The organism is Rhizobium giardinii bv. giardinii H152 (assembly GCF_000379605.1).
GTDB classification, from domain to species: Bacteria; Pseudomonadota; Alphaproteobacteria; order Rhizobiales; family Rhizobiaceae; genus Pararhizobium; species Pararhizobium giardinii.
This window is the reverse complement of the sequence record NZ_KB902578.1, coordinates 269258-289375: the sequence shown is the minus strand read 5'-3', so window position 1 is coordinate 289375 and position 20118 is coordinate 269258. Positions and strand designations below refer to the sequence as shown.

At 61.8% G+C, this 20118-nt stretch carries 23 protein-coding genes; 15 read left to right on the top strand and 8 right to left on the bottom strand.

What is annotated here, in order from left to right; genetic code table 11:
- Positions 1-157: 157 nt before the first annotated feature.
- The 9 genes from lptC (at position 158) to A3AY_RS0101425 (ending at position 9609) form a co-directional block, all read left to right on the top strand.
- The gene (gene lptC / locus A3AY_RS0101465; RefSeq protein WP_018323895.1) at positions 158-826 is read left to right on the top strand and encodes an LPS export ABC transporter periplasmic protein LptC; all 669 of its coding nucleotides are present in this window, start codon (positions 158-160) and stop codon (positions 824-826) included.
- Positions 827-841: 15 nt separating this feature from the next.
- Positions 842-1393, top strand: a complete 552-nt coding sequence (locus tag A3AY_RS0101460) for an LptA/OstA family protein (protein WP_018323894.1) — start codon at positions 842-844, stop codon at positions 1391-1393.
- Between the two features lie 28 nt (positions 1394-1421).
- Positions 1422-2216, top strand: a complete 795-nt coding sequence (lptB, locus tag A3AY_RS0101455; protein WP_040668035.1) for an LPS export ABC transporter ATP-binding protein — start codon at positions 1422-1424, stop codon at positions 2214-2216.
- A 389-nt stretch (positions 2217-2605) separates the two neighbouring features.
- Positions 2606-4180: an RNA polymerase factor sigma-54 gene (gene rpoN / locus A3AY_RS0101450; RefSeq protein ID WP_018323892.1), complete on the top strand. Its 1575-nt coding sequence runs from the start codon at positions 2606-2608 to the stop codon at positions 4178-4180.
- A 266-nt stretch (positions 4181-4446) separates the two neighbouring features.
- A complete protein-coding gene (gene hpf / locus A3AY_RS0101445; RefSeq protein ID WP_026203004.1) occupies positions 4447-5022 on the top strand; it encodes a ribosome hibernation-promoting factor, HPF/YfiA family in 576 nt (191 codons plus the stop codon).
- 173 nt (positions 5023-5195) lie between these two features.
- Positions 5196-5660, top strand: coding sequence for a PTS IIA-like nitrogen regulatory protein PtsN (ptsN, locus tag A3AY_RS0101440; RefSeq protein WP_018323890.1), 465 nt, complete (start codon positions 5196-5198; stop codon positions 5658-5660).
- 238 nt (positions 5661-5898) lie between these two features.
- Positions 5899-6666 carry an SDR family NAD(P)-dependent oxidoreductase gene (locus tag A3AY_RS0101435; RefSeq protein WP_018323889.1) on the top strand — a complete coding sequence of 256 codons (768 nt, stop codon included), beginning with the start codon at positions 5899-5901 and terminating at the stop codon, positions 6664-6666.
- 23 nt (positions 6667-6689) lie between these two features.
- Positions 6690-7925 carry a D-arabinono-1,4-lactone oxidase gene (locus A3AY_RS0101430; RefSeq protein WP_018323888.1) on the top strand — a complete coding sequence of 412 codons (1236 nt, stop codon included), beginning with the start codon at positions 6690-6692 and terminating at the stop codon, positions 7923-7925.
- Positions 7926-8055: 130 nt separating this feature from the next.
- A complete protein-coding gene (locus A3AY_RS0101425) occupies positions 8056-9609 on the top strand; it encodes an acetolactate synthase large subunit (RefSeq protein WP_018323887.1) in 1554 nt (517 codons plus the stop codon).
- A gap of 53 nt (positions 9610-9662) precedes the next feature.
- On the opposite strand, the gene grpE is transcribed toward A3AY_RS0101425, so the two are convergent.
- The gene (gene grpE / locus A3AY_RS0101420; RefSeq protein WP_018323886.1) at positions 9663-10277 is read right to left on the bottom strand and encodes a nucleotide exchange factor GrpE; all 615 of its coding nucleotides are present in this window, start codon (positions 10275-10277) and stop codon (positions 9663-9665) included.
- Between the two features lie 114 nt (positions 10278-10391).
- Positions 10392-11471: a heat-inducible transcriptional repressor HrcA gene (gene hrcA, locus A3AY_RS0101415; RefSeq protein ID WP_026203003.1), complete on the bottom strand. Its 1080-nt coding sequence runs from the start codon at positions 11469-11471 to the stop codon at positions 10392-10394.
- Positions 11472-11661: 190 nt separating this feature from the next.
- Here hrcA and rph point away from each other — a divergent pair, with 190 nt between their 5' ends.
- The 4 genes from rph to hemW are packed head-to-tail and all read left to right on the top strand — an operon-like array spanning position 11662 to position 14684.
- Entirely contained in the window at positions 11662-12381 is a 720-nt protein-coding gene (rph, locus tag A3AY_RS0101410; protein ID WP_018323884.1) for a ribonuclease PH, read from the top strand.
- A gap of 3 nt (positions 12382-12384) precedes the next feature.
- A complete protein-coding gene (locus tag A3AY_RS0101405; RefSeq protein WP_018323883.1) occupies positions 12385-12801 on the top strand; it encodes a VOC family protein in 417 nt (138 codons plus the stop codon).
- A 48-nt stretch (positions 12802-12849) separates the two neighbouring features.
- Entirely contained in the window at positions 12850-13494 is a 645-nt protein-coding gene (gene rdgB, locus A3AY_RS0101400; RefSeq protein WP_026203002.1) for an RdgB/HAM1 family non-canonical purine NTP pyrophosphatase, read from the top strand.
- A 14-nt stretch (positions 13495-13508) separates the two neighbouring features.
- Positions 13509-14684 (top strand): radical SAM family heme chaperone HemW, encoded by a 1176-nt coding sequence (hemW, locus tag A3AY_RS0101395; protein WP_018323881.1) that lies wholly within the window; start codon positions 13509-13511, stop codon positions 14682-14684.
- Between the two features lie 2 nt (positions 14685-14686).
- On the opposite strand, the gene A3AY_RS0101390 is transcribed toward hemW, so the two are convergent.
- Positions 14687-15175, bottom strand: a complete 489-nt coding sequence (locus A3AY_RS0101390; protein WP_018323880.1) for a MarR family winged helix-turn-helix transcriptional regulator — start codon at positions 15173-15175, stop codon at positions 14687-14689.
- A 102-nt stretch (positions 15176-15277) separates the two neighbouring features.
- Between A3AY_RS0101390 and A3AY_RS0101385 the strand changes: the two genes are divergently transcribed.
- Positions 15278-16180, top strand: coding sequence for an EamA family transporter (locus tag A3AY_RS0101385; RefSeq protein WP_018323879.1), 903 nt, complete (start codon positions 15278-15280; stop codon positions 16178-16180).
- Between the two features lie 83 nt (positions 16181-16263).
- Here A3AY_RS0101385 and A3AY_RS0101380 read toward each other — a convergent pair whose 3' ends face one another.
- Positions 16264-17517 (bottom strand): aminopeptidase, encoded by a 1254-nt coding sequence (locus tag A3AY_RS0101380; protein WP_018323878.1) that lies wholly within the window; start codon positions 17515-17517, stop codon positions 16264-16266.
- Positions 17518-17722: 205 nt separating this feature from the next.
- The gene (locus tag A3AY_RS0101375; protein WP_018323877.1) at positions 17723-18415 is read right to left on the bottom strand and encodes a glutathione S-transferase family protein; all 693 of its coding nucleotides are present in this window, start codon (positions 18413-18415) and stop codon (positions 17723-17725) included.
- Between the two features lie 21 nt (positions 18416-18436).
- Between A3AY_RS0101375 and A3AY_RS0101370 the strand changes: the two genes are divergently transcribed.
- The gene (locus A3AY_RS0101370; protein ID WP_083925874.1) at positions 18437-18949 is read left to right on the top strand and encodes a MarR family winged helix-turn-helix transcriptional regulator; all 513 of its coding nucleotides are present in this window, start codon (positions 18437-18439) and stop codon (positions 18947-18949) included.
- 3 nt (positions 18950-18952) lie between these two features.
- Here A3AY_RS0101370 and ybaK read toward each other — a convergent pair whose 3' ends face one another.
- Genes ybaK through A3AY_RS0101355 form a run of 3 tightly spaced genes read right to left on the bottom strand, consistent with a single transcriptional unit; the run spans position 18953 to position 20046 of the window.
- Positions 18953-19426, bottom strand: coding sequence for a Cys-tRNA(Pro) deacylase (ybaK, locus tag A3AY_RS0101365; RefSeq protein ID WP_018323875.1), 474 nt, complete (start codon positions 19424-19426; stop codon positions 18953-18955).
- A gap of 30 nt (positions 19427-19456) precedes the next feature.
- Positions 19457-19672, bottom strand: coding sequence for a hypothetical protein (locus A3AY_RS0101360; protein WP_018323874.1), 216 nt, complete (start codon positions 19670-19672; stop codon positions 19457-19459).
- Positions 19669-20046, bottom strand: a complete 378-nt coding sequence (locus tag A3AY_RS0101355) for an ArsC family reductase (protein WP_018323873.1) — start codon at positions 20044-20046, stop codon at positions 19669-19671. Before A3AY_RS0101355 ends, A3AY_RS0101360 begins: the two co-directional genes overlap by 4 nt.
- Positions 20047-20118: the final 72 nt, after the last annotated feature.

Here is a 20118-nt window from a genome sequence, read left to right as displayed (position 1 = left end):
GCTGCAGCACCGCCACGTTGTAACCCGGTTTGAACAAAATTCGAGCCTCCATTGTAGCGGAACAAAAAAATCTCCATATTCGCCGTCACTCACATCGTCTGGCCAGCAGGTCCCCTGGGCATTTGCGCCGCGATGATTTCGAACGACGGGCTACTTCATGCTGAATGACGTGCAACTTTCCGGCGGCTTGCCGCATTCGGGGCCGATCCTCGCCGACGCCTATACGGTCGCGGCGCGCCATTCCCGGCTGGTCAGGCGGCTGAAGATCATCCTGCCGCTGGTGGCGGTCTTGATCGGCGCGATTTTCGTCGCCGTTTCAGTGGTGCGCGCCTTCCTGCCGGAAAACCTGCAGATCGAAAACGCGACGATCGAAAATGGCAAGATCGTCATGCAGAACCCGGCAATTTCCGGCCGCAACAAGCAAGACATCAGCTACTCGATGAAAGCGGTGCGCGCGCTGCAGGACATCGCCAATCCCGACATCATCACGCTCGAGACGATCCACGCGGAGATGCCCGTCAACGACAAGCTGATCGCCACCGTCGAAGCGACCAGCGGCATCTACGATCGCGGTGGCAACACCTTGAATATGAACGCACCTTTCAGCATCAGCATGAACAATGGCGTCGTTGCCGATTTCCAGAAGGCCTATCTCGACATCAATGCCGGCGAGATGAAAACCGAGAAGCCGATCGCCATCAGCATGAATGGCGGTTCCATTGTTGCACAGTCGTTGAGAATGACGGATAAGGGACGCATTGTTACATTTGAGGGCATGGTGAAGGTCGTCGTCGATCCTAAAACCATCCGCAAAACCGCCAACTAGAAAACCGGTGCACATATGTCGGCCATTTCCGCCTTTTCCTTTCGGCTTGCCGGAACTTTCATTCTCCTAAGCCTTTTTGCTAGCACTCCCCTTGCCGCCCAGGAAACGACGAGCAAGATGAAGGGTCTCCAGCTTTCCAACGATGAGCCGATCCAGATCGAAAGCGACAAGCTGGAAATCAAGGACCCCGAGAGCAAGGCCATATTCACCGGCAATGTGAAGGTCGTTCAGGGGACGACGACGCTGCAGGCCGGAAGCATGGTTGTCTATTACAAGAAAGGCGGCGGCGCGATTTCCAGCGGCAACGCCGATATCGATCGCATCGAGGTCGACAAGAAGGTGTTCCTGCAATCGGGCACGCAGCAGGCGACAGCCGACAGCGGCGAGTTCAACATGACGGCCCAGACGCTGGTGCTGAAGGGCAAGCAGGTGGTGCTGTCGGAAGGCAAGAACGTCTTTACCGGCTGCCAGTTGAACGTCCAGATGGACACCGGCGAAGCGCAGCTCGAAGCCTGTGGCGGCCGCGTCCAGATCCAGCTCGACCCGAAGTCCCAGAAAACGAACTGATGCAGACGCCCACGTGAACATCCCCTTCCTGAACAAACGCAAGCGGGCTGGCAAGCATGACGCGGCCGCCCCGGCCCGCGTCGTCGACAAGGCACGCTACGAGGGCACGCTGATTGCGCGCGGCCTGACGAAAGCCTATCGCGGACGCAGGGTCGTCAATGGCGTGTCGCTAGTCGTGCGTCGCGGCGAAGCCGTCGGCCTTCTTGGTCCCAACGGCGCCGGCAAGACGACCTGTTTCTACATGATTACCGGCCTGGTGCCGGTCGATGAGGGATCGATCGAGATCAACGGCAACGACGTGACGACGATGCCGATGTATCGCCGCGCCCGGCTCGGCGTCGGTTACCTGCCGCAGGAAGCCTCGATTTTTCGCGGCCTGACCGTCGAGGAGAATATCCGCGCCGTTCTCGAAGTGCACGACAAGAACCGCGACCGGCGCGAGAGCAAGCTCAATGAACTGCTCGGCGAGTTCAACATCTCCCACTTGCGCAAGTCTCCGGCCGTGGCGCTTTCGGGTGGAGAACGCCGCCGCCTGGAAATTGCCCGGGCACTGGCGACCGATCCGACCTTCATGCTGCTCGACGAACCCTTCGCAGGCGTCGATCCGATTTCGGTTGCCGATATCCAGGCGCTGGTGCGTCACCTCACCTCGCGCGGCATCGGCGTTTTGATCACCGATCACAATGTCCGCGAGACGCTGGGCCTGATCGATCGCGCCTACATCATCCATGCCGGCGAGGTGCTGACGCATGGACGGGCCAATGACATCGTCACCAATGCGGATGTCCGTCGCCTTTATCTCGGCGACAATTTCAGCCTTTGAGGCACATTCTTTTTGGTCGATGGTAACCAGGATTGCGGCGGCAGCGAAAATCTGCCGCTTCCGGGACATTTCTCTTGACCGACAGCCGGATTTTGAGCAAATTTCGCTCACCCGCTGATGCTGCAACGCAATATGGGCAGCAGGCATTTCGCACGTTCCGATGACATCACTCCGGAGCATCGCAGGCGGGGTTCTCGCCTTGCAGCTTTGCGCATTTTACATGCCTATTGCATAGAAAAATGCCCGACCGCCTGGATATTCATCTTATTTCCCGCGAACGCTTGACCAAACCCCGTTAATAAGCAATTTTTGGGCCAATTGAAGAATTGGCGAATTCACTCCCAAAAGTGAACGCCGGCTCGGAGAATTGAGGGGAGTTTCGCGTCCGCATGGCCCTGTCAGCCAGCCTCTTCCTGCGTCAAAGCCAGACCCTGGCGATGACCCCGCAACTGATGCAGTCCATCCAACTGCTGCAGATGACGCATTTCGAGCTGAACCAATTCATCGAACTGGAAGTCGAGAAGAACCCCCTGCTCGAATTCGCGACGAATGATGATGGCGCCGCCGGCGGCGATCGCTTCGGCAAGGACGAACTCCACATCACGCCGGATGAACGCACCGAGCGCGACAGCGGCGACACCGCAACCTTCGACCCGCTGGGAGACGTCTACGACAGCACGACGTCTGCGACCGGCGAGCGGATGAGCGAACAGCTCGATGCCAATTTCGAGAATGTCTTTCCCGACGACACGGCACCGCAGCGGGCCGATGCGCCGGAATTGCTCAGCCAGTGGAAATCGATGCCGGGTGGCGGCGAAGGCGAAAGCAGCGACGGCTACGACCTCGATGATTTCGTCGCCAACCGCGTAACGCTGCGCGATTTCCTCAACGAACAGGTTCCCTTCAGCGTCCATGGCGCGGCCGACCGGCTGATTGCCCAGCACCTGATCGACCAACTGGACGAGGCCGGCTACTTGCATGCCGATATCCGCGAGATCGGCGAGCGACTGGGCTGCGCGACGGCCGATGTGGCGCGGGTGCTCGACAGCCTGCAGCAGCTCGATCCGCCCGGTGTTTTCGCGCGAACGCTGAGCGAGTGCCTCGCCATCCAACTGCGCCTGCGCGACCGGCTCGACCCCGCCATGGCGGCGCTCCTCCAGAACCTGGAATTGCTTGCCCGGCGCGACTTTGCCAGCCTGAAACGCATTTGCGGCGTCGACGAAGAAGACCTCATCGACATGCTGGCGGAAATCCGCAAGCTCGATCCGAAGCCCGGCACGAGTTTCGAGACAAGCCCATCGGAGGCCATCGTCCCGGATATCGTCGTGCGCCCGGCGCAGGATGGCAGCTGGGCTGTGGAGCTCAATCCGGATACGCTTCCCCGGGTGCTGGTCAACCAAACCTACTACGCCACCGTTTCGCGCCACGCGCCGAAGAACAGCGCCGACCATGCTTTCCTGGCCGAATGCCTGCAGACGGCCAACTGGCTGACCCGCAGCCTCGACCAGCGCGCCAAGACGATCATGAAGGTGGCGACCGAGATCGTTCGGCAGCAGGACGCCTTCCTCGTCAACGGTGTCGACCACCTGCGGCCGCTCAACCTGAAGACCGTCGCCGACGCCATCAAGATGCATGAATCGACCGTCAGCCGCGTCACATCGAACAAATACATGCTGACGCCGCGCGGCCTGTTCGAGCTCAAATATTTCTTCACGGTGTCGATCGGATCAGCCGAGGGTGGAGACGGGCACTCGGCGGAATCGGTACGTCACCGCATCCGCAACATGATCCTCCTGGAAAGCCCGGACGCCGTGCTTTCGGACGACGATATCGTCGATATCCTGAAGAAGGGCGGCGTCGACATCGCCCGCCGGACGGTGGCGAAATACCGGGAGGCGATGAACATCCCCTCCTCTGTCCAGCGGCGCCGCGAAAAACGGGCAATGGCCAAGGTCTCGGCCTGAGACCAGGGGGTGCTTATCCCCGTTATCCCTGCGATCAACAGGTGTGAAACCCCGCGATCACGGTATTATTAACTCTTCGTTTGACTTTTAGAACAACCGGGAGTATTTGGCGGCCGCAATGGCATGAGGACCAAGCCTGCCTGAAGCATATCCCTCCAAATCCTGCCCCTTCTGACGCAAAATTCGTTTGCGTGCGTGAAATGCTTGGATGACGGATGCGGTTGGAATAGACTGGCTGCGCAAATCACGAAAAGAGAGGAAACTCCATGAGTGTGCGTGTATCCGGTAAACATATGGAAATCGGCGAAGCGTTCCGTCTGCGGATTGAAGACCAGATCGAACAGGCCGTAACCAAATATTTTGACGGAGGATATTCAAGCCAGGTCACCGTGGAAAAGTCTGGATCCCGTTTCAGCGCCGATTGCAAGATTCACCTGGATTCAGGTGCCGCCTTGCAGGCCAACGGCCAGGCGAACGACCCGCAAGCTGCGTTCGACGCGGCATCCGAGCGGATTGCCAAGCGCATCCGCCGGTACAAGCGCAAGCTCAAGGATCACCACAATGGCAATGGCCATACAGGATTTGCCGAAGTAGCCTACACCGTGATGGATTCAGTGCCCGACGAAGACGACGAGCTTCCGGACAACTATGCACCGACGATCGTCGCGGAGAGTTCAAAACAGCTGAAGACGATGTCTGTCGCAAACGCCGTGATGGCGCTCGACATGACAGACGAACCCGTCCTGATGTTCCGTAGCCCCGGCAATGAGCAGTTGAATATCGTCTATCGACGCAACGATGGAAACATTGGCTGGATCGATGCAGCCAATATCAAGGGCTGAGTGGACCCGATTGAGTGCCGGCTCGCCGGCGCTCAATCGACCGCTTTTTCCTGGTGGTGGACGCAGGCGGTACCGTTGACGATCCGTCAGAAACCACCGAGAAAGATGGATGGAGCCGCCGTCCGGCATTACTTGCCGAACGTCGTTTCCACCGGCGAACGAGGACAGAAAGAATGGCATTGGCAGGTTTGCTGCAGCAGAATGCGATACTTCCGGCCATGAAGGCCAATTCAAAGAAGCAATTGCTTCAGGAATTGGCGGCAAAAGCATCCAAAATCACTGGACTTCCCGAACGAGAAATTTTCGACGTCATTCTCCAGCGCGAGCGGCTCGGGTCCACCGGTGTCGGCAACGGCATCGCCATTCCGCACGGCAAGCTCGCCCACCTGTCGTCGATCGTCGGTATTTTCGCCCGGCTTGATTCTCCGGTCGATTTCGAAGCATTGGACGACCAGCCGGTCGATCTTGTCTTCCTGCTTCTGGCGCCCGAGGGTGCCGGCGCCGATCATCTGAAGGCGCTGTCGCGCATCGCCCGTGTTCTGCGCGATCCCGATATGGTCGCCAAGCTGCGGGCAACGGATTCCGCCTCCGGCATCTACGCTTTCTTAAGCGACGGCCACGCCTCCAACGCGGCCTGATCGCCCTCTGAAATCAGCTCCGGCCGGTTGACAGGGTCCATGAATAGGGTAAGGGCTCCGTCTGGCCGGGATGGCCCGCACGCCGGCAAATGCGCTTTCGGCGGCTGCGCTCCGTCTCTTCGAAAATAGTCGTCGTTTCCGGGGCGTTCGTTTCTATTTCTGAAGCCCTGATGGGCTATCGACAGCCGCCCTGCCGTCAACAATAATCCTCGCATCAACAAACGAGGAGAACGGGGCCATGGCGGGCAGACTTTGCGGAAAGACGGCGTTGATCAGCGGCGGCGCGGGGGGCTGCGGCCTTGCCGCATCCCAGCTTTTTGCCCGCGAGGGCGCCCGCGTCGGCATTGTCGACCTGCCGCGCAGCAAGGGCGAGGAGGTGGCAGCCGCAATCCGCGCCGAGGGCGGGCAGGCCGTTTTCGCGCCGGCGGACGTGTCCGTGTCCTCCGAGGTGAAGGCGGCGGTAAAAGCCGTCGAGGATGCTTTCGGCAATATTACCGTCCTCTTCAACCATGCGGGCATCCTCGCCGTCGGGCCGTTCCTCGAGACGGAGGAAGACGAGTGGGACCGGCTGATGGCCGTCAATGTGCGCTCGATGTTCCTTATGACCAAGGCCGTGCTGCCCGGCATGCTGGCCGCCGGCGGTGGCAGCATCGTCTCCACCTCTTCGATCTCGGCCGTCGCCGCGACGCCGATGGAGGTGCTCTACGACACGACCAAGGGCGCCTGCCATATGTTTGCCCGCGCCATCGCCGTCGAGTTCCGTGATCGCGGCATCCGCTCCAATGCCGTCTGCCCCGGCTTCATCGCCACCGACCACGGCAAGCGCGAGCTGGTGGGCCTGGCAAAATATGGCGTCGATGTTTCGGACGCTGCTATCGCCGCCCAGCAGGGCCGGATGTGCGACCCGATGGAAGTCGCGCAGGCAGCCCTGTTCCTGGCCAGCGACGAATCGAGCTTTGTCAACGGCACGCATCTGTTCGTCGACAACTGCTTCACGGCTGTCTGAACACCAATAGGGAGAACGGGACCATGATGGACGCAGGCGGACACTGGCGAAACTGGGTGGGAAATCAGTCGTGCATCGTCCGGCACAAGGGCGCGCCCGAGAGCGAGGCTGCCTTGTCGGAGATGGTGCGGGAGGCGACGTCGAACGGACTGAACGTGCGTTGCGCCGGCTCCGGCCATTCCTTCACCCCGGTGGCTCTGACCAGCGGCCTGCACCTGACGCTGTCGAAGCTGCAAGGCATCACCAATATCGACACGGCGCGCAAGCGGGTCTCGGTGCATGCCGGCACGACGATCAACACGCTCGGCAAGGCGCTCAAGGCAAACGGCCTGTCGATGATCAACCAGGGCGACATCGACAGCCAGGCTTTGGCCGGCGCACTGACGACCGGCACACACGGGACCGGGCTGAAGCTCGGCAACATGGCCTCGCAGATCGTCGGCATGCGGCTGGTGCAGCCGGACGGCCGCGTGCTTGTCATCGGCGACAACCAGCCGGACATGCTCGAAGCCGCCCGCGTCTCCATCGGCATGCTCGGCGTCATCTCGGAAATCACGCTGCAGGTGATGGACAGCTACAATCTGCATGAGAAGCTCTGGCGCTGCACGTTCGACGAATGCATGGAGCAACATGACGAGTTGGCAGCAACCCATCGGCATTTCGGCTTCTTCTGGTGCCCGGTGCCCGAAAGCCGCCATTGCTATTGCCTGCCGGATACGTCCTCCGTCTCGACCACGGCCAGCCTGTCCGACGTCTGCGAGATGAAGACGATCGACATCACCGATCGGCCGCCGATGGAAGGCCCCTTCGAGAAGATCGCCTATTCCTCGGAAATCTACCCGATCGAATATGTGCCGAACTTCCACGAGCTGGAATATGCGGTGCCGGTGAAATATGGCAAGCAGGCGTGCATGGAGGTGCGCAAGCTGATGCTGGAGAAGCATCCGACCTGCATCTATCCGATCGAATACCGCTTCACCGCCGGCGACGGCGGCTGGATCAGCCCGTTCTTCGAACAGGATTCGATCACGCTCTCCGTCTCCGGCCAGCCGGGTACCGATTACTGGAACTACCTGAAGGATGTCGACGACATCCTTCGCCAGTTCGGCTCACGCCCGCACTGGGGCAAGCTGCATTTCCTCGGCGCGGAGGACGTGGCAGCGCTCTATCCGCGTGCGCGTGACTTCAAGGCGCTGCGCAACAAGCTCGATCCGGAGGGGCGCTTCCTGAACGATCATCTGCGGCAGTTGTTCGGGTGATATTGTGCAGTTTGGTGGACAGAGGATGCCCTGCCACGCAAATTGTCGGGAGACGGTGCGCGTGGTAGAAACGGCTCGCGCTCAATGTTCTTGAGCGTTCACGCGGCAATGGGCGGAGGGGAGGCTGACCGTGAACGGTGCTGATGTTCTTTGCGATGTGCTTTTGGCCAATGACGTCAACATCTGCTTCGCCAACCCCGGCACCTCGGAGATGCATTTTGTCGCGGCTCTCGATCGCCGGCCTGAAATGCGCTGCGTGCTGGGGCTTTTCGAGGGCGTGGTGACCGGTGCTGCCGACGGCTATGCACGGATGACAAACCGGCCGGCTCTAACGCTGCTCCATACGGGACCGGGATTGGCAAACGGGCTCGCCAACCTGCACAATGCCCGGCGCGCGCGCGTTCCCATGATCAATGTCGTCGGCGATCATGCCTCGTATCATCTTCCTCTCGACGCGCCTCTGACAGCGGATATCGAGTGCCTGGCTGCGCCGATGTCCAACTGGGTAAGGCGGATAGAAGGGCCCGACGACGTTGCCCGGGCAACACAAGCCGCTATTCATGCCTCGCTGTCGCCTCCGGGCATCGCAACCCTGATCCTGCCTGCCGATGCGGCGTGGGGTGAGGCAAGGCCGCCCGCGTCGGCAGTCATCGATCGTCCCGCGCCTCCCGCCACCAAGGGTGAGGCAATACGCAGCGCAGCGGAAGCGATCCGCAAAGCCCGCGGCCGTGCCGCACTACTTGTCAGGGGAACAGCAGCATTGGCCGATTCCCTTAAGATCGCCGGGCAAATCTCGGCCGCGCTCAACGTACGCCTGTTCAGCGAAGTGCAGGTGGCGCATATGCAGCGCGGTGTCGGCCGTGTGGCGCCAACCCGCATCCCCTACCCGATCGACGCGGCATTGGAGGTGCTGGCCGATATTGACGTTCTCGTCCTCGTCGGCGCACCGGAGCCGGTTGCTTTCTTCGCATACCCGGGCAAGCCTGGACGGCTCGTTCACAAGGGCTGCCAGGTGCTGACTTTGGCAGCGCATGGCGAGGACCTGAAAAGGGCGCTGGAGGAGCTTCGGGATGAATTGGGGATAAAAGGCTCGCAGGCAGTGCCGCAGGCAAAGACCGTCCCGGATGAAGGGCGGCCCAGCGGCGCGCTCACGGAAGACGCAGTCGCCGTGATCGTGGCGCAAAAACTCCCGGACAACGCCATCGTTTGCGATGAAGGCATTACCTCGGCCCGAAGGTTCTTTTCATTGTCCGAACAGTCGGCTCCACACGACTTCATGATGAACACGGGCGGCGCCATCGGCATCGGTATACCCTTGTCCATCGGCGCTGCGATCGCCTGCCCCGACCGAAAGGTTTTGAACCTGCAAGCCGATGGGAGCGGGATGTATACCGTTCAGGGACTATGGACCCAGGCCCGGGAAAATCTCGACATCATCACGATCGTCTTTGCCAACCGCACCTATGCGGTATTGCATGGAGAGATGCGCAACGTCGGAGTTCAGACGATCGGGGAAAACGCCCGGCGAATGTTGGATCTCGACAATCCGTTGCTGGACTGGGTGTCGATGGCAAAGGGATTGGGGGTCGAAGCGGCCCGCGCCCACACGTGCGAGGAATTCACCGGACTTCTCGATCATGCCTTGTCGCGCCACGGCCCCTTTTTGATAGAAGCCGTTATCTGACGGCCAATCGCCTGCCATTCGGGAGATTGGCCGTCAGGTAAGCAGATTATTCGTTAGGCAGCCGGCGTCTCTTCCGCTGCAACCGCCTTCGGGCCGCCCTTGGCGACGCCGACCATGGCGGGGCGCAGCACGCGTTCGCCGATGGTGTAACCGGCCTGAACCACCTGCACGACGGTGTTGTTCGGCACTTCGGGGTTCGGCACCTCGAACATCGCCTGATGGAAATTCGGGTCGAACTTCTGGCCGACCGGCTCCAGCTTCTGGACGCCGTGGCGCTCAAGCGCCGAGAGCATGGCGCGTTCGGTCATCTCGACGCCTTCGACCAGCGCGGTGAAGCCGGCATCGCCGGCCGCACGTGCGTCAGCCGGGATGGCATCGAGCGCGCGGCGCAGATTGTCGGATACGGCGAGCATGTCGCGGGCAAAGCCGGCGACGGAATAGGATTTCGCATCCTTGACATCGCGCGCGGTGCGGCGGCGCAGATTGTCCATCTCGGCGGCAAGGCGCAGGTAACGGTCGCGATAATCGGCGGCCTCGGCCCTGGCGAGTTCCAGGGGATCGGGTTCGACAGCGGCGGCTTCGACCTTCTCAGCGGCAGCTCCAGCGTTCACCGCGGCTTCCTCGGCTGCGTTGGCATCTGCTGCATGTTTGCTCGTGTCGTCGGTCATGACGGTCTCCGGTATGTCGCTATGTTAGGATTTGTAGCCGATATCGAGCTTTGAGGGCGAAAAATCAAGGGTTCAATCGCCGACCTGCCGGAAAAACCAAGCTCTGCTGTGGGATCATCGAGACAACCGCGACATCAATTGTGCAGTGTAATCCACCATCGGTACGATGCGCGAATAGTTGAGCCGCGTCGGGCCGATGACGCCGACCGCACCGACGATCTTGTCGTCGCCATCCCTGTAGGGGGCGACGATCAGCGACGAGCCGGACAGCGAAAACAGCTTGTTTTCCGAGCCGATGAAGATGCGAACCCCCGGTCCGCTTTCGGCGAGATTGAGAATTTCGATCAGGCTGTCCTTCTTTTCCAGATCGTCGAACAGCATGCGCAGTCGGTCGATGTCCTCGGCACCGGCGAGCCCCTCGAGCAGATTGGCGCGGCCGCGCACGATCAGCTTCGTCGGATTCCCCTCCGTCTCGCTACCCGACCAGATTGCAAGACCCCGCTCGACCAAATCCTGGCTCAGCGTATCGAGTTCGCGCCGGACGGTTTCCTTGACCTTTTCGAGCTGGCCGCGCACTTCCGGCAGCGTCTGGCCGGCGAGATGCGCATTGAGGAAGTTGGCAGCCTCCGTCAGTTGTGAACTGGTGACGCCGGCCGGAAGCTCGATGATGCGGTTTTCGACCTGATCATGATCGCCGACCAGGACGGCCAACGCCTTCGTCGGCGCCAGGCGCATGAATTCGACATGCTTCAGCACCGGATCACTCTTGGCGGTGATGACAAGCCCTGCGCCGCGCGACATGCCGGAGAGCATCTGACTTGCTTCGGTCAGCAGAGTTTCCACGGACTGGTCGCGATCATTGCGGCGTACGTGCCGGTCGATCGAGGCTCGATCCTCGGCCGACAGGTCTCCCACCTGCATGAAGGCATCGACGAAGAAACGCAGGCCCACCTGCGTCGGCAGGCGACCGGCACTGATATGCGGGGAGTAAATGAGGCCGAGGTCCTCGAGATCACTCATGACATTGCGCACGGAAGCCGGCGACAGCGACATCGGCAACAGTCGCGACAGGCTGCGGGATCCCAGCGGCTCCCCGCTTTCCAGATAGCTCTCCACGATCCGGCGGAAAATTTCCCCCGAACGCTCGTCGAGCGCCGAAAGCCTCTCCCGCATCGCAGATTTCTCCACCATCATTCGAACGCAAAAACCCATTCTGTTTCGACCAACTGAAATATAGTGATCCCGGCCCCTGATAGCAAAAGGGAAATTGGCCCGGAAGCCTTCGCCCACAGCGCTTGCCCGGTCGCTGTTCTTTTCCGCGCAAATGATTTCCCTTCCTCCCAACATAGGCTAGAAGGCTGACAAAACATCACAGGAGTTCACAATGCGGCCTTCCGGCAGAAAAACCGACCAGATGCGCAAAGTCTCGTTCGAGCGCGGCGTTTCCAAACATGCCGAGGGGTCCTGTCTCGTCAAGTTCGGCGATACGCATGTGCTGTGCACCGCCAGCCTCGAGGACAAGACGCCGCCGTGGCTGCGCAACAGCGGCAAGGGCTGGGTGACCGCCGAATACGGCATGCTGCCGCGCGCCACCGGCGAACGGATGAAGCGCGAGGCCGCCAGCGGCAAGCAGAGCGGCCGCACCCAGGAAATCCAGCGGCTGATCGGCCGCTCGCTCAGGGCCGTGGTCGACCTGCAGGCGCTCGGCGAACGCCAGATCTCGATCGACTGCGACGTCATCCAGGCCGATGGCGGCACCCGCACGGCCTCCATCACCGGCGCCTGGATCGCCTTGCGCGACTGCCTTGCCTGGATGGAAGCGCGCAACATGATCAAGGTCGAAAAGGTGCTGAAGGACCATATCGCCGCGATCTCCTGCGGCATCTTCGCCAACCAGGCGGTGATCGACCTCGACTACCTGGAAGACTCGGCGGCCGAGACCGACGCCAACTTCGTGATCACCGGCTCCGGCGGCATTGTCGAAATCCAGGGCACGGCGGAAGGCAAGCCGTTCTCGGAAGAGGAATTCGGCACGCTGATGGGCCTCGCCAAGAACGGCATTGCCGAGCTGGTCAGCCTGCAGAAGCGGGCGATCGAGGGCTGAGCCATGACTGCGGCGTTCGAAGGCATACTGGAGACGGCGCTCTATGTGGATGATCTCGACCGGGCGGAGGCGTTTTACGGCTCCGTTCTCGGGCTCGACAAGATCAGCCGCGCCGGCAACCGGCATGTCTTCTTTCGCTGCGGTCCCGGCGTCCTTCTGATCTTCAATCCGGCGGAAACCGTGAAGCCGCCGCCGGAAGGAGGCTTGCAAGTGCCGCCGCACGGCACGCACGGGCCGGGCCACATGTGCCTGCGGGTGCCGGCCCAGGGCCTCGACGCCTGGGAGGACAAGCTGAAGGCCGCCGGTGTCGCGATCGAATCCCGCGTGCAGTGGCCATCGGGCGCGCGCTCGTTCTACTTTCGCGATCCGGCCGGAAACAGCCTCGAATGCGCCGAAGCCAGTCTTTGGAATATCGACTGACACGAATGAACGACATGGGGGCGGACGGCCCGAATGAGAAAGACGCAGATGCGCAAACTTGAAGACAAGACCCTGATCGTCGCCAGCCACAATTCAGGCAAGATCCGCGAAATCCGCGACCTGATCGGCCCGCTTGGTTTCGAGGCGAAATCCGCCGCCGACCTCAATTTCGCCGAGCCGGACGAGACCGGCACGACCTTCGAGGAAAACGCCACGATCAAGGCGCTCGCCTCGGCGAAGGCCTCCGGCCTGCCGGCGCTTTCGGATGATTCCGGGCTCGTCGTCGATGCACTGAACGGTGATCCCGGCGTCTACACCGCCAACTGGGCGGAGACTGCCGACGGCACGCGCGATTTCGCCATGGCGATGGAAAAGGTCGAGACCGCCCTTCGGGACGCGGGTGCGACGGCCTTCGATCGGCGCACCGGCCGCTTCGTCTCGGTGCTCTGCCTTGCCTGGCCGGATGGGCATGTCGAGCTGTTTCGTGGCGAAGTCGAAGGCCACATCGTCTGGCCGCCGCGCGGGACGCAAGGGTTCGGCTACGACCCGGTCTTTCAACCGATCGGTTACGACACCACATTCGGTGAAATGAGCGCCGACGCGAAGCACGGCTGGAAGCCCGGCGATGCGCAAGCCTTGTCCCACCGCGCCCGCGCCTTCAAGCTTTTTGCCGAGACCTGCCTCGGCGCCTGAAAGAACCAAACGGAATGGCCAGTTTCTCCTCCATTGGTGACAGCACCGACCCCGGCTTCGGGGTCTACGTGCATTGGCCTTTCTGTGCCGCCAAATGCCCTTATTGTGATTTCAACAGCCATGTGCGGCACCAGCCGGTCGACCAGCCGCGTTTCGTCTCGGCATTCCTGACCGAGATGGCGGAAGCCCGCCGCCTTTCCGGCCCGCGCACCGTCACCAGCATCTTCATGGGCGGCGGCACGCCCTCGCTGATGGACCCTGCGACGGTCGAGGCCGTGCTCTCCGGTATCGCGAAATTCTGGCATGTGCCCGACGGTATCGAGATCACCATGGAGGCCAATCCCTCCAGCGTCGAGGCAACGCGTTTTCGTGGTTACAGGGCTGCCGGCGTCAACCGTGTCTCGCTCGGCGTTCAGGCGCTCAATGACCGCGACCTCAAATTCCTTGGCCGGCTGCACAACGTGGAAGACGCGCTGAAGGCGATCGGGCTGGCACGCGACATCTTCCCGCGCATGTCCTTCGACCTGATCTACGCCCGCCCGAACCAGACGGTCGAGGACTGGGAGCAGGAACTGAAGCAGGCCGTCTCCTACGCCGTCGATCACCTGTCGCTCTACCAGCTGACGATCGAGGAAGGCACGCCCTTCTATGGGCTGCACAAGGCGGGCAAGCTGATCGTCCCGGATGGCGAGCAGTCGGCCGTGCTCTACGAGGCGACGCAGGAGATCACCGAGGGTTTCGGCATGCCGGCCTACGAGGTGTCCAACCACGCCGCGCCCGGCGCCGAAAGCCGCCACAATCTCACCTATTGGCGCTACGGCGACTATGCCGGCATCGGCCCCGGCGCGCACGGGCGGCTCGGCATGGGCCGCAACAAGATCGCCACCGCCACCGAGCGCAAGCCGGAAGAATGGCTGAAACTGGTGGAAGAACAGGGCCATGGCATGATCGATCAGGAGGTTCTCGGCCTCGACGAGCAGGCCGACGAACTGCTGCTGATGGGCCTGCGGCTGAAGGAAGGCATCGACCTCGTGCGCTGGCAAAGCCTCTCCGGCCGCGAGCCCGATCCGGATCGCGAGCAGTTCCTGATCGAGCACGGCTTCATCGAACGGCTCGGGAATTCCCGCCTGCGCTGCACGCCGGCCGGCATGCTGATCCTTGACGCCGTGGTCGCCGACCTCGCCTGCTGATACTATTCGAGCGCCAGGAGATATTTCCTGAGGATCGCATCGAACGCGACGCGCTCGTCCGGCTCCAGAAAAGCCGTCAGACGATGCTGGTTGGCGACATGCGCCGTGACGGCGCGCTCGACCAGGTCGAGTCCCTCAGGCTTCAGGGCAATCAGCACGCTGCGCCGATCCTCTGGATTGGTCAGGCGCTCGACGAGGCCGGCTTTTTCCAGCTGGTCAATGCGGTTGGTCATCGTGCCGGAGGTGATCATCATCGTTGCCAGGAGATCGCCGGGCGAGAGCTGATAGGGCGCGCCGGACCGCCGCAGCGCCGCCAGCACATCGAAACTGGCGGACGTCAGCCCAAGCTCGAGGAACGTCTTTTCGACCTCCCGCCCGAGATAGGTCGCGAGCCGCGCCAACCGGCCGAGCAGACCCATGGGCTCGACGTCGAGATCGGGCCGTTCGGTCCGCCACTGCCCAAGAATTCTGTCGACGTGATCCTCTTTCATAGCCGTGGCGCCTGGTCCTTGATCCATCCCATCTAGAAAGAATTCATCTTGACGTCAAGATAAATGGCGATATGATATTATCTTGAAATCGAGATACTTCAAATGAAGACAAATGCATCCTCCCTGCCCGATATCGGACTGACCGCCATTGCACCCGCCATCTGGGGCAGCACCTATCTGGTCACCACCGAATTCCTGCCGCATGGTTATCCGCTGACGGTTGCCTTGCTGCGCGCCCTGCCGGCCGGCCTGGTACTGCTGCTCGTCGTCCGGCAGTTGCCGCAAGGCATCTGGTGGATGCGCTCGATCGTTCTCGGCGCACTCAATTTCTCATTCTTCTGGGCAATGCTGTTCGTCTCCGCCTACCGCCTGCCGGGCGGCGTCGCCGCAACGGTCGGCGCCATCCAGCCGCTGATCGTCGTGGCGCTGGCACGCCTGCTGATTGGCACAGCAATCAGGCCGCTGGCGATCGTGGCGGGCGCCGTCGGAATGGCCGGCGTCGGTCTTCTGGTCCTGACGCCCGGCGCAGCACTCGACCCGATCGGCATCATCGCCGGGCTTGCCGGCGCCGTCTCCATGGCCTTCGGAACGGTTCTGACCCGCCGCTGGACGCCGCCGGTTTCAAGCCTGACCTTTACCGCCTGGCAACTGACCGCCGGCGGCGTGCTGCTTTTGCCCATCGCCGTGCTGCTTGAACCCGCCCTGCCGACGCCGACACTGGCAAATGTGCTGGGCATTGCCTGGCTCGGCCTGATCGGTGCTGCCTTCACCTATCTGTTGTGGTTTCGCGGCCTGTCTAAACTCGAGCCCGCGGCCGTCGCATCACTCGGTTTCCTCAGCCCGCTGGTGGCGACGCTGCTCGGCTGGGGCGTGCTTGGGCAGAACCTGACGATGGTGCAGATCATCGGCATGGCTGCCGTGCTGGTCAGCGTCTGGATGGCACAACGGACGCAGATGGCGCGGCGAACGACCGCTCCCATCGCAGCCCTGCCCGTCAGGTCCTAACCGCTGTTTTCTTTGCCGCCGCAGCTTGAAGATCGAAGTAGAGCCGTTCGGTCAGCCAGCTCTGCCGATGATCCCGGCGGTGGTCAGGCCCACTCGCCCTGGCGCATCACCGGGACCTTGGCGCCATCCGGCCGGACACCATCGATGTCGACCTCGCCGGAACCGATCATCCAGTCGATGTGGATCAGGCTGGAATTGCCGCCCTGCGCCTTGATCTGCTCCTGGCTCAGCGACGCGCCGTCAAGGAAGCATTTGGAATAGCACTGGCCAAGCGCGATATGGCAGGAGGCATTCTCGTCGAAGAGGGTGTTGTAGAACAAGACGCCGCTTGCCGAAATCGGCGAGGAATGCGGCACCAGCGCCACTTCGCCCAGGCGCCGCGCACCCTCGTCGGTATCCAGCACCTTCTTCAGCACTTCCTCGCCCTTGGTGGCCTTGGCCTCGACGATCCGGCCGCCTTCGAAACGAACCTGGATGTTGTCGATCAGCGTGCCCTGATGCGACAGGGGCTTGGTGCTCGACACATGGCCTTCGACACGCAGAGCATGCGGCGTGGTGAAGACTTCCTCGGTCGGGATGTTCGGATTGCAGGTGATGCCGTTCTTGGCGGTCGAGGCGCCGCCGTGCCATTCATGGCCGTCAGCCAGGCCGACCGTCAGGTCCGTGCCGGGGCCGGTGAAATGCAGGGCTGAGAAACGCTCGCCGTTCAGCCAGGACGAACGCCGGGCGAGATTGGCATTGTGCTCTGCCCACGCCGCAATCGGATCGTCGACATCGACGCGCGAGGCGGTAAAGATCGCATTGGCGAGCTTTTCGACGGCAACGTGTTCAGGATCGCCCGGAAACATCTGCCTAGCCCAGGCCGGGTTCGGATAGGAGATGATGTTCCAGTTGATGTCGAAATTGGAGATCTTCTCCAGTGCCGGCTTGTAGGCGATCGAATTGGCCTTGTTGGCGCGCGCCACCTTGGCCGGGTCCTGCGCCGCCAGCATCATCGGGTTGTCGCCCGAAATCGCGAGACGGGCGGCATTCTTGCCGTAAGCCTTGGCCATGCCGTCATAGAGCCAGTCCGTCGCGCGGTCGAAGCTCTCGTCGGGCGCATGCCGATAGCGCGCAAGCGTCGTTTCCTCGTCGGAATAGAAGGTCGAGACCAGTGCAGCGCCGGCAATGTAGGCGTGCCTGGTGATCAGGCGCACCAGCGGCAAGGCGGCGATCGGCGACGTGATCACCAGTTCCTGTCCGCGCTCGAGCCGCAAACCCACCTTGACGGCGACTTCAGCGAGCTTGTCGAGCTTGACGGGATCGACGGCTTGATGGGCGGGAGAATGGAAGGTCATCGCATATCCTGACTTGTTAGAGCATGATGCCGAAAAGTGTAAGCGGTTTTCGGACGACATCATGCTCTACTTATTTGATTCTAGAGCGGATTCAGATTTTAGGTCAATTCGACCTAAAATCATCCGGCTCTAGTCCGAACCCCTGTTTAATGCGCTTCGGACCAAAACAGAAGGCTTTTGCGAGTGCCGCCCATCACATCATCGATCAGGCCGCGAGCTTGCTGCGCGCCAGAAGATAGGCGTCATGCCGGTGCAGGAAGGCCATGAGGCGCTCCCGATAATCGGCTGTGACCGCCTCCACGACGCTCGGCCGGGCGGCAAGCGCCTTGCGCCAGGCGTTGACGCGTGGCTTCCCGTCGAAGATGCCGCTGTCGAACAGACTTTCGAACAGCTCGAAATAGCGGAACACCGGCGCGAAGACGGCATCGACCATGCGGAAGTGCTCGCCCGCGAAATAGGGTCCGTCCCCCAACTCCTGTTCAAGTGTAACGAATTTTGCCGCGAGCACTTGGCGCTTGGCTTCGAACTGTTCGGCATCCTTGGTCGTCTCGTAAACCCAGAGATCGGCAAGCATCGACGAGCCGAATTCCATCCAGCCGCGATGGCGCGCACGGGTCAGCGGATCGGCCGGGTGCAGCGGCGCACCTGCCTGGGTTTCCTCCAGATATTCGCAGATCACGGTGCTTTCGAACAGGATCGCGTCGTCGCGGCCGGCCTGCGGGATTGCCAGCAGCGGCACCTTGCCGAGCGGCGAAACGCGCAGAAACCAATCCGGCTTGGCAGCGAGATCGATATATCGCCGCTCGAAGGCCACCCCCTTTTCCGCCAGCACGATCGAGGCGCGCTGCACGTAGGGGCAGAGATAATGGCTGATGAGGGTGAGTTTTTCGGATTGCATGGGATTACTCCGACTATTTAGATGCAACTGCATGTATTAGCATTTGCCAGCGCCGTCAAGTTAGATGTAGATGCATGTATGTCCGATAAAGAAGACGCACCCGCTCCCGCACCGAGCCCCGATGTCACGCAGGCCTGGGTCAACCTGATGCGGGCACAGCAAAGGCTGCTTGCCCTGATCGAGCATGACCTAAAGGCCGCCGGCCTGCCGGGGCTTGGCTGGTACGATGTGCTCTGGGAGCTCTCCCGCGCCCATGGCGGACGCTTGCGGCCGTTCGAGATCGAAGAGCGCACGCTTCTGGCGCAATACAATCTCTCGCGCCTGATCGACCGGCTGGAGCGGGAAGGCCTGGTCGAACGACAGGTCTTCGACGACGATGGCCGCGGCCGCTGGGTGGTGATTACGGAAAAAGGCCGCGCCCTGCGTTCGACGATGTGGGACGTCTATGCCAGGGCCATCGCCAAGCATGTCGGGGCAAGGCTGCCGGACGCCGGGGCCGCGCAACTTGCGGACCTGTTGTCGCGATTGCTCTGAGCTTCAGGCAACCAGCGGCGCGGCAACGGCGTTCAAGGCCTGGCGCGCAACCTCGGGAGCAAGCCGCACCTGCAGGCCGCGCTGACCGCCGTTGATATAGACGAGCGGCTCGACGAGCGCTTCCGCCTCGATCGCCGTCGGGACCTGCTTCTTCTGCCCGAACGGACTGATGCCGCCCACATGGTAGCCGGTCAATCGCTCCGCCTCTGCCGGCTTCATCATGTTCGCCGACTTGCCACGAAAGGCGGCTGCCAGCTTCTTCATGCTGACCTCGCGATCGGACGGCACGACGACGCAGACCGGCTTGCCATCCACCTCCGCCATCAGCGTCTTCAGGACACGGCGCGGCTCCTCGCCCAGTGCTTCCGCCGCCGCCATGCCGATCCGGTCGGCGGAGGGATCATAATCGTAGGTGTGAACCGTAAAGGCGGCTCCGGCCTTTGTCAGCGCAAGCGTTGCACGGGTGCTTTTCGACATGGGTTCCGTCAATTTCGCGAGGAGGATGGTTCAGCCCCTGTGGGCGCGATCGAGGTGATCGAGAACGTCGAGGCGCCGCCGCTCGCTCCCTCGATCCGGCCGAACACGCGTTTTCGCATCGAACTCTGCAAGCGCCGTTTCGGAAAGCTCTTCGAAGAGCGTGTTGAGGCTGAACCCGCGGGCCGACGCAAGCGCCTTCAAGCGCTCGTGCTGATCGTTCGGAAGACGGATCGTCGGTGTGCTCATTTCAATACCTCCTTTCCGCCATCGACAGCAGAAAAGATACGCTCGTAAACCTCCGGCTTGAAGCCTGCCGTGAATGCTCCATCACGATCCAGCAAAGGTCGCTTGATCATCGACGGCTGGGCGAGCATCAGCGCAATCGCCCTGCCCTCGTCCAACCCCGCCTTGTCGGCATCGGGCAGAGCGCGAAACGTGGTGCCGGCGCGGTTGAGCACGGTTTCCCAGCCGAGCGCCGCGCACCAGCGCCGGAGCGTCTCCTGCGAAATGCCGGCTGCCTTGTAGTCGTGGAAATCATAGGCAATGCCTTGGCCGTCCAGCCAGGTGCGCGCTTTCTTCATCGTGTCGCAGTTCTTGATGCCGTAAATCGTCACGCTCATGCGTCATGCCATCCCTTTGCTTGCCGGCAAGCGGGATAGCATGACGCTGACAAACATCAAGCAGCGATTAAT

Excerpts from the sequence above, each read along its gene's own strand:
- lptC (WP_018323895.1), top strand. The coding sequence starts at position 158 with ATGCTGAATGACGTGCAACTTTCCGGCGGCTTGCCGCATTCGGGGCCG.
- A3AY_RS0101460 (WP_018323894.1), top strand. The coding sequence starts at position 842 with ATGTCGGCCATTTCCGCCTTTTCCTTTCGGCTTGCCGGAACTTTCATT.
- rpoN (WP_018323892.1), top strand. The coding sequence starts at position 2,606 with ATGGCCCTGTCAGCCAGCCTCTTCCTGCGTCAAAGCCAGACCCTGGCG.
- hpf (WP_026203004.1), top strand. The coding sequence starts at position 4,447 with ATGAGTGTGCGTGTATCCGGTAAACATATGGAAATCGGCGAAGCGTTC.
- ptsN (WP_018323890.1), top strand. The coding sequence starts at position 5,196 with ATGGCATTGGCAGGTTTGCTGCAGCAGAATGCGATACTTCCGGCCATG.
- A3AY_RS0101435 (WP_018323889.1), top strand. The coding sequence starts at position 5,899 with ATGGCGGGCAGACTTTGCGGAAAGACGGCGTTGATCAGCGGCGGCGCG.
- A3AY_RS0101430 (WP_018323888.1), top strand. The coding sequence starts at position 6,690 with ATGATGGACGCAGGCGGACACTGGCGAAACTGGGTGGGAAATCAGTCG.
- grpE (WP_018323886.1), bottom strand. The coding sequence starts at position 10,277 with ATGACCGACGACACGAGCAAACATGCAGCAGATGCCAACGCAGCCGAG.
- hrcA (WP_026203003.1), bottom strand. The coding sequence starts at position 11,471 with ATGATGGTGGAGAAATCTGCGATGCGGGAGAGGCTTTCGGCGCTCGAC.
- rph (WP_018323884.1), top strand. The coding sequence starts at position 11,662 with ATGCGGCCTTCCGGCAGAAAAACCGACCAGATGCGCAAAGTCTCGTTC.
- A3AY_RS0101405 (WP_018323883.1), top strand. The coding sequence starts at position 12,385 with ATGACTGCGGCGTTCGAAGGCATACTGGAGACGGCGCTCTATGTGGAT.
- rdgB (WP_026203002.1), top strand. The coding sequence starts at position 12,850 with ATGCGCAAACTTGAAGACAAGACCCTGATCGTCGCCAGCCACAATTCA.
- hemW (WP_018323881.1), top strand. The coding sequence starts at position 13,509 with ATGGCCAGTTTCTCCTCCATTGGTGACAGCACCGACCCCGGCTTCGGG.
- A3AY_RS0101390 (WP_018323880.1), bottom strand. The coding sequence starts at position 15,175 with ATGAAAGAGGATCACGTCGACAGAATTCTTGGGCAGTGGCGGACCGAA.
- A3AY_RS0101385 (WP_018323879.1), top strand. The coding sequence starts at position 15,278 with ATGAAGACAAATGCATCCTCCCTGCCCGATATCGGACTGACCGCCATT.
- A3AY_RS0101380 (WP_018323878.1), bottom strand. The coding sequence starts at position 17,517 with ATGACCTTCCATTCTCCCGCCCATCAAGCCGTCGATCCCGTCAAGCTC.
- A3AY_RS0101375 (WP_018323877.1), bottom strand. The coding sequence starts at position 18,415 with ATGCAATCCGAAAAACTCACCCTCATCAGCCATTATCTCTGCCCCTAC.
- A3AY_RS0101370 (WP_083925874.1), top strand. The coding sequence starts at position 18,437 with ATGCAACTGCATGTATTAGCATTTGCCAGCGCCGTCAAGTTAGATGTA.
- ybaK (WP_018323875.1), bottom strand. The coding sequence starts at position 19,426 with ATGTCGAAAAGCACCCGTGCAACGCTTGCGCTGACAAAGGCCGGAGCC.
- A3AY_RS0101360 (WP_018323874.1), bottom strand. The coding sequence starts at position 19,672 with ATGAGCACACCGACGATCCGTCTTCCGAACGATCAGCACGAGCGCTTG.
- A3AY_RS0101355 (WP_018323873.1), bottom strand. The coding sequence starts at position 20,046 with ATGAGCGTGACGATTTACGGCATCAAGAACTGCGACACGATGAAGAAA.